General features: G+C 70.8%; 10 protein-coding genes. 2 read left to right on the top strand and 8 right to left on the bottom strand.

All coding sequences use genetic code 11. The features are described 5' to 3' along the window. Window positions 1-8: 8 nt before the first annotated feature. Together I2W78_RS04195 and I2W78_RS04190 are read left to right on the top strand one after the other, a co-directional pair. Entirely contained in the window at window positions 9-1,514 is a 1,506-nt protein-coding gene (locus tag I2W78_RS04195) for an acyl-CoA synthetase (RefSeq protein WP_196457071.1), read from the top strand. Window positions 1,515-1,525: 11 nt separating this feature from the next. After that, window positions 1,526-1,981, top strand: coding sequence for a MaoC family dehydratase (locus I2W78_RS04190; RefSeq protein WP_196457069.1), 456 nt, complete (start codon window positions 1,526-1,528; stop codon window positions 1,979-1,981). A gap of 39 nt (window positions 1,982-2,020) precedes the next feature. Here the strand turns inward: I2W78_RS04190 and I2W78_RS04185 are convergent, their stop codons facing one another. The 8 genes from I2W78_RS04185 to I2W78_RS04150 are packed head-to-tail and all read right to left on the bottom strand — an operon-like array spanning window position 2,021 to window position 13,533. Beyond that, window positions 2,021-2,839: a PaaX family transcriptional regulator gene (locus I2W78_RS04185; RefSeq protein WP_307783587.1), complete on the bottom strand. Its 819-nt coding sequence runs from the start codon at window positions 2,837-2,839 to the stop codon at window positions 2,021-2,023. A 44-nt stretch (window positions 2,840-2,883) separates the two neighbouring features. After that, window positions 2,884-4,551, bottom strand: coding sequence for a PHP domain-containing protein (locus I2W78_RS04180; protein WP_196457067.1), 1,668 nt, complete (start codon window positions 4,549-4,551; stop codon window positions 2,884-2,886). 17 nt (window positions 4,552-4,568) lie between these two features. Continuing rightward, window positions 4,569-6,410, bottom strand: coding sequence for a LamG-like jellyroll fold domain-containing protein (locus tag I2W78_RS04175; RefSeq protein WP_196457065.1), 1,842 nt, complete (start codon window positions 6,408-6,410; stop codon window positions 4,569-4,571). 35 nt (window positions 6,411-6,445) lie between these two features. Next, entirely contained in the window at window positions 6,446-9,358 is a 2,913-nt protein-coding gene (locus tag I2W78_RS04170; RefSeq protein ID WP_196457063.1) for a glycoside hydrolase family 2 TIM barrel-domain containing protein, read from the bottom strand. Continuing rightward, window positions 9,355-10,197: a carbohydrate ABC transporter permease gene (locus I2W78_RS04165; protein ID WP_196457061.1), complete on the bottom strand. Its 843-nt coding sequence runs from the start codon at window positions 10,195-10,197 to the stop codon at window positions 9,355-9,357. The genes I2W78_RS04170 and I2W78_RS04165 overlap by 4 nt, the downstream gene beginning before the upstream one ends. Before the next feature lie 15 nt (window positions 10,198-10,212). Next, window positions 10,213-11,175, bottom strand: a complete 963-nt coding sequence (locus I2W78_RS04160; RefSeq protein ID WP_196457060.1) for a carbohydrate ABC transporter permease — start codon at window positions 11,173-11,175, stop codon at window positions 10,213-10,215. Continuing rightward, entirely contained in the window at window positions 11,175-12,461 is a 1,287-nt protein-coding gene (locus I2W78_RS04155) for an extracellular solute-binding protein (protein WP_196457058.1), read from the bottom strand. Before I2W78_RS04155 ends, I2W78_RS04160 begins: the two co-directional genes overlap by 1 nt. Before the next feature lie 52 nt (window positions 12,462-12,513). Further along, entirely contained in the window at window positions 12,514-13,533 is a 1,020-nt protein-coding gene (locus I2W78_RS04150) for a carbohydrate kinase family protein (protein WP_196457056.1), read from the bottom strand. Between the last annotated feature and the right edge of the window lie 125 nt (window positions 13,534-13,658).

Here is a 13,658-nt window from a genome sequence, read left to right as displayed (position 1 = left end):
GCGCCCCGATGCGCAACGAGGGACTGGGGTCCTGGCCCGCACGCCGGGCCCGCAAGACACCCCACCGCACCGCCCTGATCCACGGCGAGACGCCGACCGACTACCGCACGCTGTACGTACGCGTCACCCGCCTCGCCCACGCCCTGCGCGCCCGGGGCGTGCGGCGCGGCGACCGGATCGCCTACCTCGGCCCGAACCACCCCTCCTTCCTGGAGACGCTGTTCGCGGCGGGCACGCTCGGCGCGGTCTTCGTCCCGCTCAACATCCGCCTCGCCGGCCCCGAGATCGCCTACCAGCTCGCGGACTCCGGCGCGAAGGCGCTCGTCTACGGTCCGGGGCACGCCGGGCTCGTCGCCGGGCTGCCCGGCAGCATCGACGTACGGACGTACGTCGAGGTCGGCCCCGAGTACGAGGCCGCGCTCGCCGAGGCGGCCGGGGAGCCGATCGACGAACCGGTCGGCGCCGACGACACCTGCATCATCATGTACACCTCGGGAACGACCGGCCGCCCCAAGGGCGCGATGCTCACCCACGGCAACCTGACCTGGAACGCGATCAACGTCCTGGTCGACACCGACCTGATCGCCGACGAACGCGCCCTGGTCTGCGCCCCGTTGTTCCACACCGCCGGGCTGAACATGCTGACCCTGCCGGTGCTGCTCAAGGGCGGCACCTGCGTGCTGGTCGAGGCGTTCGACCCGGCGGCCACCTTCGACCTGATCGAACGGCACCGGATCACCTTCATGTTCGGGGTGCCGACGATGTTCGACCAGGTGGCCCGGCACCCGCGCTGGCCGGACGCCGACCTGTCGTCCCTGCGGATCCTGACCTGCGGCGGCTCCCCGGTCCCGACCCCGCTGATCGCGGCGTACCAGGAGCGCGGCCTGACCTTCCTCCAGGGCTACGGCATGACGGAGGCCGCGCCCGGCACGCTCTTCCTCGACGCCGAACACGCCGTCAGCAAGGCCGGTTCGGCGGGTGTGCCGCACTTCTTCAGCGACGTCCGGGTGGTACGGCCCGACCTCGCGCCGGTGGACGCCGGCGAGGTGGGCGAGGTCGTGGTGCGCGGGCCGCACGTCATGCCCGGTTACTGGGGGCTGCCCGAGGAGACGGCCGCGTCCTTCGCGGACGGCTGGTTCCGCAGCGGCGACGCCGCCCAGGTCGACGAGGACGGTTACGTGTTCATCGTCGACCGCATCAAGGACATGATCATCTCCGGTGGGGAGAACATCTACCCCGCCGAGATCGAGGACCAGCTCCTCGCCCACCCGGACATAGTCGAGTGCGCGGTGATCGGCGTACCGGACGACAAGTGGGGCGAGGTGCCGCGCGCGGTCGTCGTGCCGCGCGAGGGCGCCGCGCTCGACCCCGACGAGGTGCTGGCGTCCCTGGCCGGACGTCTCGCCAAGTACAAGATCCCCAAGTCGGTGGTGATCGCGGCGGAACTGCCGCGCACCGCCTCCGGAAAGCTCCTGAAGTCCCGGGTCCGCAAGACCTACGGCAACTCCCAGTGAAGGACAGCAGCATGAGCATCACCGTCAACGGCCTCGACGAACTGAAGAAGCTCGCCGGCGGCGACCTGGGCACCAGTGAGTGGATCGAGGTCACCCAGGAGCGGATCGACACCTTCGCCGACGCGACCGGCGACCACCAGTGGATCCACGTGGACCCCGAACGCGCCAAGGACGGCCCCTTCGGCGCCCCCATCGCGCACGGCTACCTCACCCTCTCCCTCTTCATCCCCCTGTTCACCGAGCTGCTCGACGTCCAGGGCGTCACCACCAAGGTCAACTACGGCCTGAACAAGGTGCGCTTCCCGGCGCCGGTGAAGGTCGGCTCGCGGATCCGGCTGGCCGGGAAGCTGGCGGAGGTCGAGGAGGTGCCGGGCGGGGTGCAGATCACCGTCGACGGCACGATCGAGATCGAGGGCGCCGCCAAGCCGGCGGCGGTCCTGCAGAGCCTGTCCCGCTTCTACGCATGATCGCCGGGGCGGGCGACGCCCGTGGCACCCCATGCGGCGCTACCGAACCGCCACAACGTCGAGCAGCCTCCCCGCGGCCTCCTCGGCCAACGGAGTCAACCGCTCATACACGGCCCGGAACACCCTCTCCGCCCGCTCCGCGGGCCACCCGTCGGGCAAATGCTCGACCGGCAGCCGAGGATCCCGCCGAATGATCCGCAACCACTCGGTCTGCAACACCAGCCGCCGAGCCAAGGCCTCGTCCGGCTCCGGCACCTCCGTCTCCCACGGCCGCCGGCGTCGTACGAACGCCTCGTAGCGGGCCGCCAGTTCGGTCAGCTCCCAGGTCTCCTCGATCATCGCGCCGATGTCCGTGCCGGTGTCGGCGTGCGCCCGGAACACCTTCACATGGGCGGCCAGGCCCAGCTCGGCGACCAGCTCGGACACGTCCACCTCGCCGGGCGCGATCCACAGCCCGCCGAACAGCGGGCCGAAACCGCTCCAGGTGAGTTTCGAGCGCAGATCGTGGCGCCGGCGCTGCCAGGACTCGGGCAGCGAGAAGCCGAGCAGGGTCCAGCTGCCGTCCCACTGGCGGTTGACGGCGCCGGTCTGCCAGATGCGCCGCTCGCCGTCGCGCAGCACGGCCGCCGAGTGCTCGGTCAGCCCGAAGTACATCCGGCGGCCCTCACGCTGGCGGCGCAGCAGACCGCGCTGCACCATCCGGGTCAGCGTCGAACGCGTCGCCTGCTCGCCCACGCCGGCGCGGGCGAAGACGTCGATGACGCTGCCCGAGTACACGCACACGTCCCGGCCGAGCACCTGGTCGCCCAGGAACGTCAGCATCAGGGACTGGGGCCGCAGCGACTCTTCCGTGGTCACGCGGCCCACCGTACGCCCTGTCGATCAGTCGACGGGGGGTGGGTTCACCGCGCTCCCGTCACATCGACGAAGAGGGGGTTCGAGTAGAACCACGTGTCCGCCCACGGGTCGCCGTCGCCCGGCGCGTGGGTGAGCGGCCCGTGCGGGTCGACGGAGGCACCGAGGTAGCCGGCGCCGTGCCGCTTGCCGTCGCTGCCGCGCAGTCGGACGTAGAACGACTCGTCCCCGGCGGTGAGCGGAATACGCAGCGTGTACGTCCCCCTGCGGCCACCCACGTCCCGGGTGTGCACGACCCTGGTGTCGGGGGCGCGCCAGCTGTCCCGGTCGGCGGCCGGGCCGCGCATCGCGCCCCGGATGACGTCGACGTGCGCCAACTCGGGCAGGATCCCGGCGGAGTTGGGGCGCGAGGCGGTCGTCACGGTGACGTACAGCGTGAGCCGCTCGCCCTTGCGGACCCGCAGCCGGCCGCCGAGCGTCACGCCCCGGGAGTCGTCGCGGTCGCGGCGGAGGCGCACCTCCAGGCCGTCGAGCAGGTGGCCGTGGTCCACCCAGACGCGGCCCGCGCGCAGGCCCGCCATCACCGCGCCGTAGCCGTAGCGGGTGACGCCCACGTGGGTGCGGCTGAACTGGCCGGGCCAGAAGTCGCTGCCGGGCTGCGGGGTGTCGGTGTTCACCGGGTCGGGCAGCCTGCCGGTGTTGTCGAAGTTCTGCCCCGGCTGCCAGTCGCCGTTCTTCCAGGTGTCGAAGACGATCCGGTGGGCGTCGGAGTTGGTGGTGACCGAGAACGGCTTGCCCTCGGAGAGCATCGCGTCCCACAGGCCGCCCACCGTCGCGGTCGCCCAGTCGAAGCCGCCGTACGTCAGATACGCGTCCGCCGGGTAGCCGGGCCAGGACTGCGCGGACGGCTTGTTCTCGTACTCGCCGCGGATCGAGTTCGTACCGCGCAGGCCGGGGATCGCCGCGCCCTGGGCGCCGGGCGCGCCCTCCATGCCGATCATGATCTCGGGGGCGGCGTCCCGCCAGGCGCGCATCTCGTGCGGGGAGTCGATGCCGAGGCGCATCGGGTGGTTGGCGAGCACGAGCACGTCGTCGACGTAGCCGGTGCGGCGCTGCTCGGCCAGCCACTGGATCGCCTTGACCGCGTGCTCCTCGTTGCGGGCCGTGTCGGCGTGGCCGGGGGAGCCCTCGGACCGGCCGAGCAGCTTGCCGTCGTAGGCGCGCTCGAAGCGGGTGAGCAGGTCGACCTCGTTGGGGCCGGGCGCGGTGAAGACCGTGCAGTGCTCGGCGGCCGGGATGTACCACTCCAGGCCCTGGAAGATCAGCCGCCGTGGGTTCTCGGCGCGGGCCCTGCGGATCTCCTCGTGCTCCAGCGCGGCGCCGAAGTCGGCGTGCCCGAAGTTGGCGTGCTCGGTGAACACCATCCAGTCCAGGCCGTACCTGGCGCCCGCCTTGGCCAGCTGGGAGAAGGTGTACTTCGCGTCGTGGCTGTAGACGGTGTGGATGTGGTGGTCGCCCACCAGGTAGGCCAGGCGGGGGTCGCTGCCGCCGAGGTGGCGCTCACCGGCGGCCACGGGGGAGGCGGACCCCAGGGCGAAGGTCGTGCCGAACAGGCCTGCGGTGGCCAGGAGCTGGCGCCGGGACAGGCCCTGCGCGTCGAGGTCGGCGGGCGGGACGGACGGGTCGGCCCACTCGGGGAGCTGCTGCTCGGTCATCGGGTTCCTCAAGGAGGTCAGTGGTTCATGAACTGGGTGACGGGCAGGGCGCGTTCGACGATCCGGACGTCACCGAGCCATCCGTTGTGGATCTGGTCGATCCGGCCCCCGTACTCGTAGCCGCCGAGCAGCCAGGGCAGCCCGAGCGAGGTGAGTCCGACCGAGCGGAGGGTGGGATTGCGCACGACGGGGCAGCCCTCGACGTACATCGTGGTGTGCCGCCCGTCGTTGACGACGGCCACGTGCCACCAGGTCTCCCGGCCCGTCTCGTGGCCCCAGTTGGTGGCGATGCCCTGCTGGTTGACCGGCCGCACGGCCCACTGCGGGCCGGGCCCGTCGGACAGCGACAGCGTGGCGAGCGGCTCCTCCGGGTCGCCCTCTGTCTTGCCCGCGGCACCACCAGTGCCGGTTCGGCTCACCAGCCCGCCCCAGGCGTTGCGCGACGCGGACCAGGTGCTCGGCACCTTGTAGAAGGCCTCGACGGTGTAACCGCGCTCGAAGGTCGCCGAGTTGAGCGGCGCCCCGTCCACCGTGCGCAGATACGCGCCCACCAGCGGCGACTTGTCCCCGCGGAACCGCAGGCTGCCGTGCCCCGGCTGGTCCGGGTGGTGGTCGGCCGACCAGGCGAGGGTGCCGTCGCCCACCCGGACGACGGTCAGGTCGTTGCCCCGCCCGGACAGGTCGCGGACCGTGCCGTCCACGGCCGCGCCCTCGCCGTGCCCGTCGAAGCGCCAGTACGCGACCGTGCCCCGCACCAGCAGCTCCGAGGCCGGTCGCGCGGGCCGGGCGGGCACCGGGGCGAAGCCCGCGAAACGCCGCTCGAAGTCGATCGCCACGGAGAAACGGTCCTCCGGACCGGTCAGTTCGAGCTCCTGCCGCTCCAGCGCGTTCAGCCCCTTCGCCGCCCGGCCCAGGATCCACGGGGAGATCGTCTCCACGTCGATGGTGTTCCGGTCCAGGTCGAAACGGTAGAGGCGGATCATCGCCGCGCCGCCGTAGTAGCGGTTCTGGTAGTTCGTCAGGTGCAGGTGTACGTCGTTCCCGGCGGCGTTCTTCCGGGTGGCGCGGGCGGCGGGCCAGTAGTGGCCGTTGAGGGTGAGGAAGATCTGGTCGTGGTCCTCGATCAGCTGGTCCCAGAGCTTCTGCCCGTACGAGGAGAGCGCGTCGTCGCCGTACACCAGTTCGTGCGTGGTGAGGATGACGGGGGCCTTCGGGTGCCGGGCGATGACCTCCTTCGCCCAGGCGAATCCTTTCGCCGACAGCCGCCAGTCCAGGGCGAGCACCAGCCACTCCCGCCCGGCCGCCTCGAAGAGGTGGAAGGTGTTGTAGCCGTCGGGCGAGGCACCGCCGAAGGTGTCCTTGCCCTCGAAGCGGTCCGGCCCGAAGGCGTCCAGGAACGGGGTCGGCCCGCGCTGGTCGTCCGTCGACGAGCGGACGTCGTGGTTGCCGGCCGGCACGCTGTAGCCGACGCCGTACCGGTCGAGGATCCGGAACGCCCTGCTCGCCGCCTCGACCTCGGCCGTGGTGCCGTTCTCGGTGAGGTCGCCCAGGTGGGACAGGAAGACGATGTTCTCCTCGCGGCCCTGCTCCAGCAGGTAGCGCAGCGAGGCCTCGATCGGCTTCGGGTCGATGCTGGGGCCGTCGAACAGGTACTGCGTGTCGGGCATCACGACGAACGTGAAGCGCCGGCTCTCCGGATCCGGCCGCCACCTGCCCTGCCCGGCGGCCTCGGCGGCGGTGGCCGGGAGCGCGACCCCGGCGGTGGCGGCGGCGCCGATCAGCGCGGTGGCGCGCAGGAAGTTGCGTCTGCCGGCGTCGGCCTGCGGGGATTCCTGCTGCTGGTCATGCGAAGTACACACTGGGGCTCCGTAGAAGGGGGAAGGGGAGCGGGGGTTCAGAGAACGCGCAGGATCCAGCCCCAGCGGTGGGTGCCGGTCGGGACGAGGTACGCCGGTGAGGTGTCGGGCCCGCAGGAGGCGGTGCCCAGGCCGCGGTGGGCGGCGTCGATGTGCACGACGCAGCCGGCGCGCGGGACGAGTTCGTCGTGGTGGGCGGCCGCGGCGAGGTCCGCGGCCCGGTAGCGGGTGACGGAGATCTGGCTGGGCCGCCCCAGCTCCACCGCGAGTCCGGTGGCGTCCGGCGCGGACAGCGTGAAGTGCCGTACGCCGTGCCGGCCGCCGCTCTCCTGTGGCCGCAGATACGGGGTGAACAGCTCGTCGACGGGGAGTGCGTGATGGCCGACGGGCGCGCCCGCGCTGCGGTCCGGGTACGACTCCCAGGGACCCTGCCCGAACCACTCCAGCAGGTTGAGCCCGGCCACCGTCTCGAACACCGACCCGACCCGGGCCACGTCGTCCATCGTCTCGGGCAGCTGTGCCGACTCCTCGACGCGGATGCCGCCCTCGACGGCCGTGAACACCTGCTCGTGCCGGACGACCCCGCCCTCGCAGGCGTACTCGGCGAGCACGCCGACGCTCGCACGCGCCCGGCGTACGGCGACCAGTCTGCGGACGGGCGCGTCCAGCCCCCACTCCCGCCAGCGGTCCGCCATACCGCCCAGTTCGTCGTTGTCGGTGGGCGCCCGCCACAGCGACAGCGTGGGGGCGGCGATGAGCAGGGGGTGGACCAGCAGTCCGTCGGCGTCGACCTCGACGGTCCGGTCGGCCACCGGGAGGGTCCGCCGCACAGGAGTCGCCCTGAGACGCACCTGCGGCAGGCACACCACCGTGCCGCGCGGCGCCCACGGCTCGTCCCGCGCGGTCATCACCTTCAGCGTCAGCCAGGCCTCGCCCTCGCCCTCCGGCAGCTCGAACGGCAACGGCACCGCCGCCGACTCACCGGGACGCAGATCGGGCAGCTCGGCCGGGGCGGTCAGTGTCCGGCCGTCCGCGAGGGACAGCCGCCACTCGGCGGTCAGCCAGTCCAGGCCCCGGAAGTGCTGGTGGTTGACGACGACCGGCCCCTCGTGCCTCAGGCACTCCAGCCGCACCGGCGCCGCGATCTCCCGGTGCTCGTACAGCACCGGCTTGGGCGTCCGGTCCGGAAAGACCACACCGTCCGCGATGAAGGCGCCGTCGTGGGGCACCTCGCCGAAGTCGCCGCCGTACGCCCAGCGGTGGCCGGGCCCGGCGACGCCACGCTCGTACAGCCCGGCGCCCGCGCGCCCGGCCGGTCTTCCGTCGCTCACGCGCTGGAGAATGCCGTGGTCCCAGAACTCCCAGATGAAGCCACCCTGAAGACCCGGGGTGGCCTCGATGGCGGCCCAGTGGTCGGCCAGCGTGCCGTTGCTGTTTCCCATGGCGTGCGAGTACTCGCACTGGATCAGCGGTTTCGTCTGTTTCCCGGACAGCGCGTGGGCGACGCACTCCTCGATCGGCGCGTACATCGGGCAGGCGATGTCGGAGGCCACGTCCGGATCCGCCCAGCCCCGCTTGGCCGCGCCCTCGTACTGCACCGGCCGCGTCGGATCGTGCCGCCGCACCCAGCCGGCCGCCGCGTCGTGGTTCGCGCCGTAGTCGGACTCGTTGCCCAGCGACCAGATGATGACCGACGGGTGGTTCTTGTCGCGGAGGACCATCCGCGAGACGCGGTCCACGAAGGCGTTCAGATAGCGCGGGTCGTCGGCGATCTCGTGGGCGTGGTCGTGCGACTCGATGTCCGCTTCGTCGACGACGTAGAAGCCGAGCTCGTCGGCCAGGTCGTACAGGGCGGGGTCGTTCGGGTAGTGGGCGGTGCGGATCGCGTTGAAGCCGAAGCGCTTCAGCAGCACCAGGTCCGCGCGCATGTCGTCGTACGACACCGTGCGCCCGGTCAGCGGATGGAAGTCGTGCCGGTTCACGCCCCGGATGAACACCCGCTCGCCGTTGATCAGCAGGTCCCGGCCGACGATCTCGACGTCACGGAAGCCGACGCGGTGGTACGAGGTGTCGGCGACCGTTCCGTCGGGTCGGTGCAGCCGGACGGTCAGGCCGTAGAGCTCGGGTGTCTCGGCGGTCCAGGTGCGCACGTCGGGCACGGTGGCGCGCAGGCGGGCCTCGCCGAGGAAGTCGGAGACGCGCTCGTCGTCGGCGTTGGCCCGGTCGAACTCCGTGTCCTGGGTGAGGAGTTGCCCGTCCAGGTCGCCGCTGACGTACCAGCCCTGGGGGAGCGGGCCGCGTACCGCACAGTCCACCCGCAGTTCACCACCGCGCCGCGCCCGCACGGTCACGTCCGCCAGACGCAGCGGGTCCGTGGCGTACAGCAGCACCGACCGCGTGATCCCGCCGTGCCACCACTGGTCCTGGTCCTCGATGTGCGAGGCGTCCGACCACTTGACCACGGTCAGTCGGACCACGGCGGGGAAGCCGGGACGCACGACCCCCGTCAGATCGAACTCGGCCGCCAGATGCGAGTCCTTGGAGATCCCCACCGGCCGCCCGTCCACCTGCACGAGCAGTACGCTCTCGGCCGCCCCCACCTGGAGCACGATCCGCTGCCCCGCCCACTCCTGCGGTACGTCCACCGCCCGCTCGTACACCCCGGTGGGGTTGGCGGCGGGTACGTGCGGCGGGAACTCGGGGAACGGCATCCGGACGTTGGTGTACCCCGGCAGGTCGTCCGTGTCCTGGAGCGTCCAGGCGCCGGGAACGTACGACGATCCCCACGCGTCGCCAACCGGTGTGTCCGGCGAGGGCAGCAGCTGGAAGCGCCACTCGCCGTCCAGGGAGACGGCCTGGTGACGCCGGTCCACGGCCGACATCGGCAGCCGCCCCCAGGAGGTCACCTCGGGTGCCTCCCAGGGGCGGAGCCAGGCGAAGGGTGCGGTCATCCGCGGACGGCCCCCTTGGCGAGGTCGCCGATGATCTGCCGGGCGCCGATCGCGAAGACGATCAGCAGCGGGACGAGGGCGAGCAGCGCGCCGGTCATCACCATGCCGTAGTCGGTGGTGCCGTGGTTGCCGTTCAGCTGGGAGAGGGCGACCTGGAGGGTCACGTTGTCCGGGTTGGTGAGGGCGATCAGGGGCCAGGCGTAGTCGTTCCACTGGGCCATGAACGTGAAGATGCCGAGGAAGGCCAGGCCCGGGCGGACCACCGGGAGCGCCACATGCCAGTACTGGCGCAGGAAGCCCGCGCCGTCCAGCTTCGAGGCGTCCAGCAGTTCGTCGTGGATCGCGCCCTTCATGTACTGGCGCATCCAGAAGATGCCGAACGCGTTGGCCGCCGCCGGGACGATCAGGGCGGTCATCGAGCCGATCCAGCCGATCTTCGCCATGATCACGAACTGCGGGATGGCCGCCAGCTGCGCCGGCACCATGAAGATGGCCATCAGCAGCCCGAACAGCAGCCGCCGTCCCGGGAACTCGAACTTCGCGAAGACGAAGGCCGCCAGCGAGTCGAAGAACAGCACCAGCACGGTCACCGAGACGGCGACCAGCAGCGAGTTGAGCATCGACCCGAAGAAGTCGATGTTGTCGAACAGATGGCGGACGTTCTCCAGGAAGTGCGGGCCGGGCAGCAGCTTCGGCGGGTAGGAGAAGATCTCGGTCGACGTGTGCGTCGACATGATCACGGCCCAGTAGAAGGGGAAGGCCGACAGCAGCAGGCCGAGGACGAGGACCGCGTGGAGCGCGATGCCCCGGCGCCGGGAGCCCTTGATGGTGGATGCCATGGTGGTCCGGCCTCCCTATGCTTCGCCCCGGCGCCGCACCAGGCGCCAGTTGATGATCGAGAAGAGGACGACGACGAGGAAGATGCCCCACGCCACGGCGGCGCCGTAGCCGAAGTCGTTGTTGTCGAAGGTCTGCTGGAAGAAGTAGAGGACCATGGTCCGGCCGGCGTGGTCGGGGCCGCCGGAGAACGTCGACTCGTTGGCCGTGGTCTGGAGCAGCACCTGGGGCTCGGCGAAGCTCTGCAGTCCGGTGACCGTCGAGACGACCAGCACGAACAGCAGCACCGGCCGCATCAGCGGCAGCGTCACCCGGAAGAACGTCTGCACGGGACCGGCGCCGTCGATGCGCGCCGCCTCGTACAGGTCGCTGGGGATGGTCTGGAGACCGGCGAGGAAGATAATCGCGTTGTAGCCGGTCCACTGCCAGGTCATCAGCGTGGCGATGGCGACCTTGATGCCCCACGGCGTGTTCAGCCACGCCACCTGGTCCAGGCCGACGGCCTGCAACAGGGCGTTCATCAGGCCGAAGTTGGTGGAGAAGACGGAACCGAAGATGATCGCGACCGCGACGATCGAGGTGACGTTCGGCAGGAAGTACGCGAAGCGATAGACGTTCTTGAAACGCACCGCCGAGTTGAGCATCACGGCCGCCACCATGGCGATGAAGATCATGGGGAAGGTCGCCAGTGCCCAGATGACGATCGTGTTCCCGATCGACTGCCAGAAGTCGCTGTCGGTCAGCAGGTACTGGTACTGCGCCAGGCCCGCCCACTCCATCGAGCCCAGACCGTCCCAGCGGTGGAAGGACAGGTAGAGCGAGAAGCCGACGGGGATCAGGCCGAAGGCGAGGAAGAGGAGATAGAAGGGGGAGATCGCGGCGTAGAGGTGCCAGTGCTTGCGGAAGCCGGTCCGGGGCTTCGCGGCGGGCGTGTCCGCCAAGGCCGCCGGGGGCTTCTCCACTGCGGGGAGGGTGGCCATCAGCGGCTCACCCCCAGGTGGTCCGCGATACGCCGGCACTTGCTCATGGCGTCACTCCAGGCCTTCTCCGGGTCCTTGCCGAGGACACCGACGTTCTTGATCTCGTCCCGGATCGGCTGCCCGAGTGCGACGTCGTACGGGCTGTTGTAGGCGACCGGGATCTTCTCGGCGGCCGGGCCGTAGACGTCCATCGTGATCTGGTCGCCGAAGAACGGGTCCGGCTCGCGCAGCTTCTTCATCCCGTACGAGGCGGGGGTGGACGGGAAGAGCCCGGCCTCGACGAACCCCTGCGCCTGGTTGTCGGCGTTGAGCATCCAGGCGATGATCTCGAAGGCCCGCTCCGGCTCCCGGCACGCCTTGGTGATCGACAGGAACGAGCCGCCGACGTTCGAGGGACCGCCGGGGCAGTCGGCGACCCGCCAGTTGCCCTCGGTCTTCGGATACTGCAGCTTGAGGTCGCCGGCCGCCCAGGAGGCGTTGAGCTGGCTGGGCAGGTGGCCCTTCTCGGTGGCCGAGATCGAGTCGGGCGTGCCCGTCACGATGTTCGACACGATCCCGCGACGCTTGGCCTCCACGGCCCGGTCCCAGCAGGTGCGGACGTGCTCGCCGTCGCCGATGAAGTGACGGTCCCTGTCCACGAACCGCGTGGTGCCCTGGCCGATCGACATCTCGAAGACGCTGCCGACGTCGGTGAGGATGTACGTTCCCGGTATCCGCTTCTTCAGTTGCTCGCCCGCCGCGAAGAACTTCTCCCAGGTGTCCATCTCGCGGGAGACGTCGTCGGGCTCGGACGGCAGTCCGGCCTTGTCGTAGACGGCGGGCTGGTAGTACTGCACGACCGGTCCCACGTCGATCGGGAACCCGATGAGGCTGCCGTCCGGGGCGACCGCCTGCTGCCACTTCCAGTCCAGGTACTGGCCCTTGAGCTTGTCGGCGCCGAGCGTGCGCAGGTCCACGAACTGGTCGGCGTTGGGCAGGTAGGAGGCCATGTCCTCGCCCTTGAGCCCCGCGATGTCGGGGATGTGGGCACGGCCGGCCATGGTGGTGATCAGCTTGGGCCGGTAGTAGCCGCCGATCTGCTGGGCCTTGAGGGTGACGACGTCGTCGTAGCGGGCCCTGGCCTCCTTGACGACGGTGTCGCTCAGACCGCCGCTCCAGTACCACAGGACCATGTTCCGGCCGGTCGAACCGGTCGGAACGGCGCAGCCGGACGCCAGGCCGCCGAGCGCCGTGGCGGCCGTACCGGCCAGGCCCGCGCGCAGCAGGCCTCTTCGTGAGAGCCGCACAGCTCCCACCGCCTTTCGGATCTGTTCGGGACTTCGCAGTGGAAACGGAGAGTCAGTACTGCCGCGCGGGTGGGGTCACCGGGGCGTACGTCACCGGCGGCCCGGGATCCGCCGGAAGCCGGTCGGCCAGGAAGCCGTACGCCTGTCGCAGGTCGGGGTCGGTCAGCGAGCGCCACCACTGGTCGACGCCGTACCAGCCGGGGGCCGCCAGCGCCCCGCCGTGGTGCCGTACGGAGAGCCCCGCCGCCAGCACCGCGAACCGCAGCCGCTCGGCCAGCGGCCAGCCGCCCAGCGAGGCCGCGACGAAGCTCGCCCCGAAGACGTCCCCGGCACCGGTGGCGTCCAGGACCTCGACGTCCAGGGCGGGCACCTCCGCGTACTCGCCCGTGGTCTGGTCGACGGCGACCGCGCCGTCACCGCCCCGGGTCACCACGGCCACCGGCACCAGTTCGGACAGGACGCCCAGGGCCGCGACCGCGCTGTCGGTGCGGGTGTAGGCCATGGCCTCGGCCTCGTTGGGGAGGAAGGCATGGCAGAGGGACAGCTGGTCGAGGAGGTCGGTCGACCAGCGCTGGGTGGGGTCCCAGCCGACGTCGGCGTAGATCCGGGTGCCGTTCGCGACGGCCTTGGCGAGCCAGTCGTGCGGCTCGGCCTCGATGTGCACGAGGGCGGTGATCGCCTCGGGCGGGTCGCCCATGAGTACGTCCTGGGAGTACGGCGGTTCCTGGCCGTGGGTGACGAGGGCCCGGTCGTGACCGTGGGCGAGCGAGACGGTGACCGGGGTGTGCCAGCCGTCCGCCGTACGGGAGAGCGTGAGGTCGACGCCCTCCTGACCGGCGAGGACGTCACGGAGGTACGCGCCGTAGAAGTCGTCGCCGAAGACAGTGGCGAGGGACGTCGACAGTCCGAACCGGGAGGCGGCAACCGCCAGGTTGGCGATCCCGCCCGGGCCGCAGCCCATGCCGGACGTCCAGATCTCCTCGCCCGGCGTCGGCGGCCTGCCCAGACCCGTGAGGACGAGGTCGTAGAAGAGCAGCCCGGTCAGCAGCACATCGGGCCGTTGATCGTCCACGCGCACATCCTCTCGCTCAAAAGTCGTCAACTTCGCTGACGGGAGTTGACGGGAATCGTGCGCCGCTCCGAGGGTTTGGTCAATACCCGAGCAGAAGTGAGCATGGAAATGATTGCGAATGACGA

Source organism: Streptomyces spinoverrucosus, from assembly GCF_015712165.1.
GTDB lineage: Bacteria > Actinomycetota > Actinomycetes > Streptomycetales > Streptomycetaceae > Streptomyces > Streptomyces spinoverrucosus_A.
Note: the sequence above shows the minus strand (reverse complement) of the source record. Positions and strands in the feature narration are given on the sequence as shown.

Bases quoted from the DNA above. Each gene is read 5' to 3' on its own strand.
- I2W78_RS04195 (WP_196457071.1), top strand. From the start codon at position 9: ATGCGCAACGAGGGACTGGGGTCCTGGCCCGCACGCCGGGCCCGCAAG.
- I2W78_RS04190 (WP_196457069.1), top strand. From the start codon at position 1,526: ATGAGCATCACCGTCAACGGCCTCGACGAACTGAAGAAGCTCGCCGGC.
- I2W78_RS04180 (WP_196457067.1), bottom strand. From the start codon at position 4,551: ATGACCGAGCAGCAGCTCCCCGAGTGGGCCGACCCGTCCGTCCCGCCC.
- I2W78_RS04170 (WP_196457063.1), bottom strand. From the start codon at position 9,358: ATGACCGCACCCTTCGCCTGGCTCCGCCCCTGGGAGGCACCCGAGGTG.
- I2W78_RS04165 (WP_196457061.1), bottom strand. From the start codon at position 10,197: ATGGCATCCACCATCAAGGGCTCCCGGCGCCGGGGCATCGCGCTCCAC.
- I2W78_RS04160 (WP_196457060.1), bottom strand. From the start codon at position 11,175: ATGGCCACCCTCCCCGCAGTGGAGAAGCCCCCGGCGGCCTTGGCGGAC.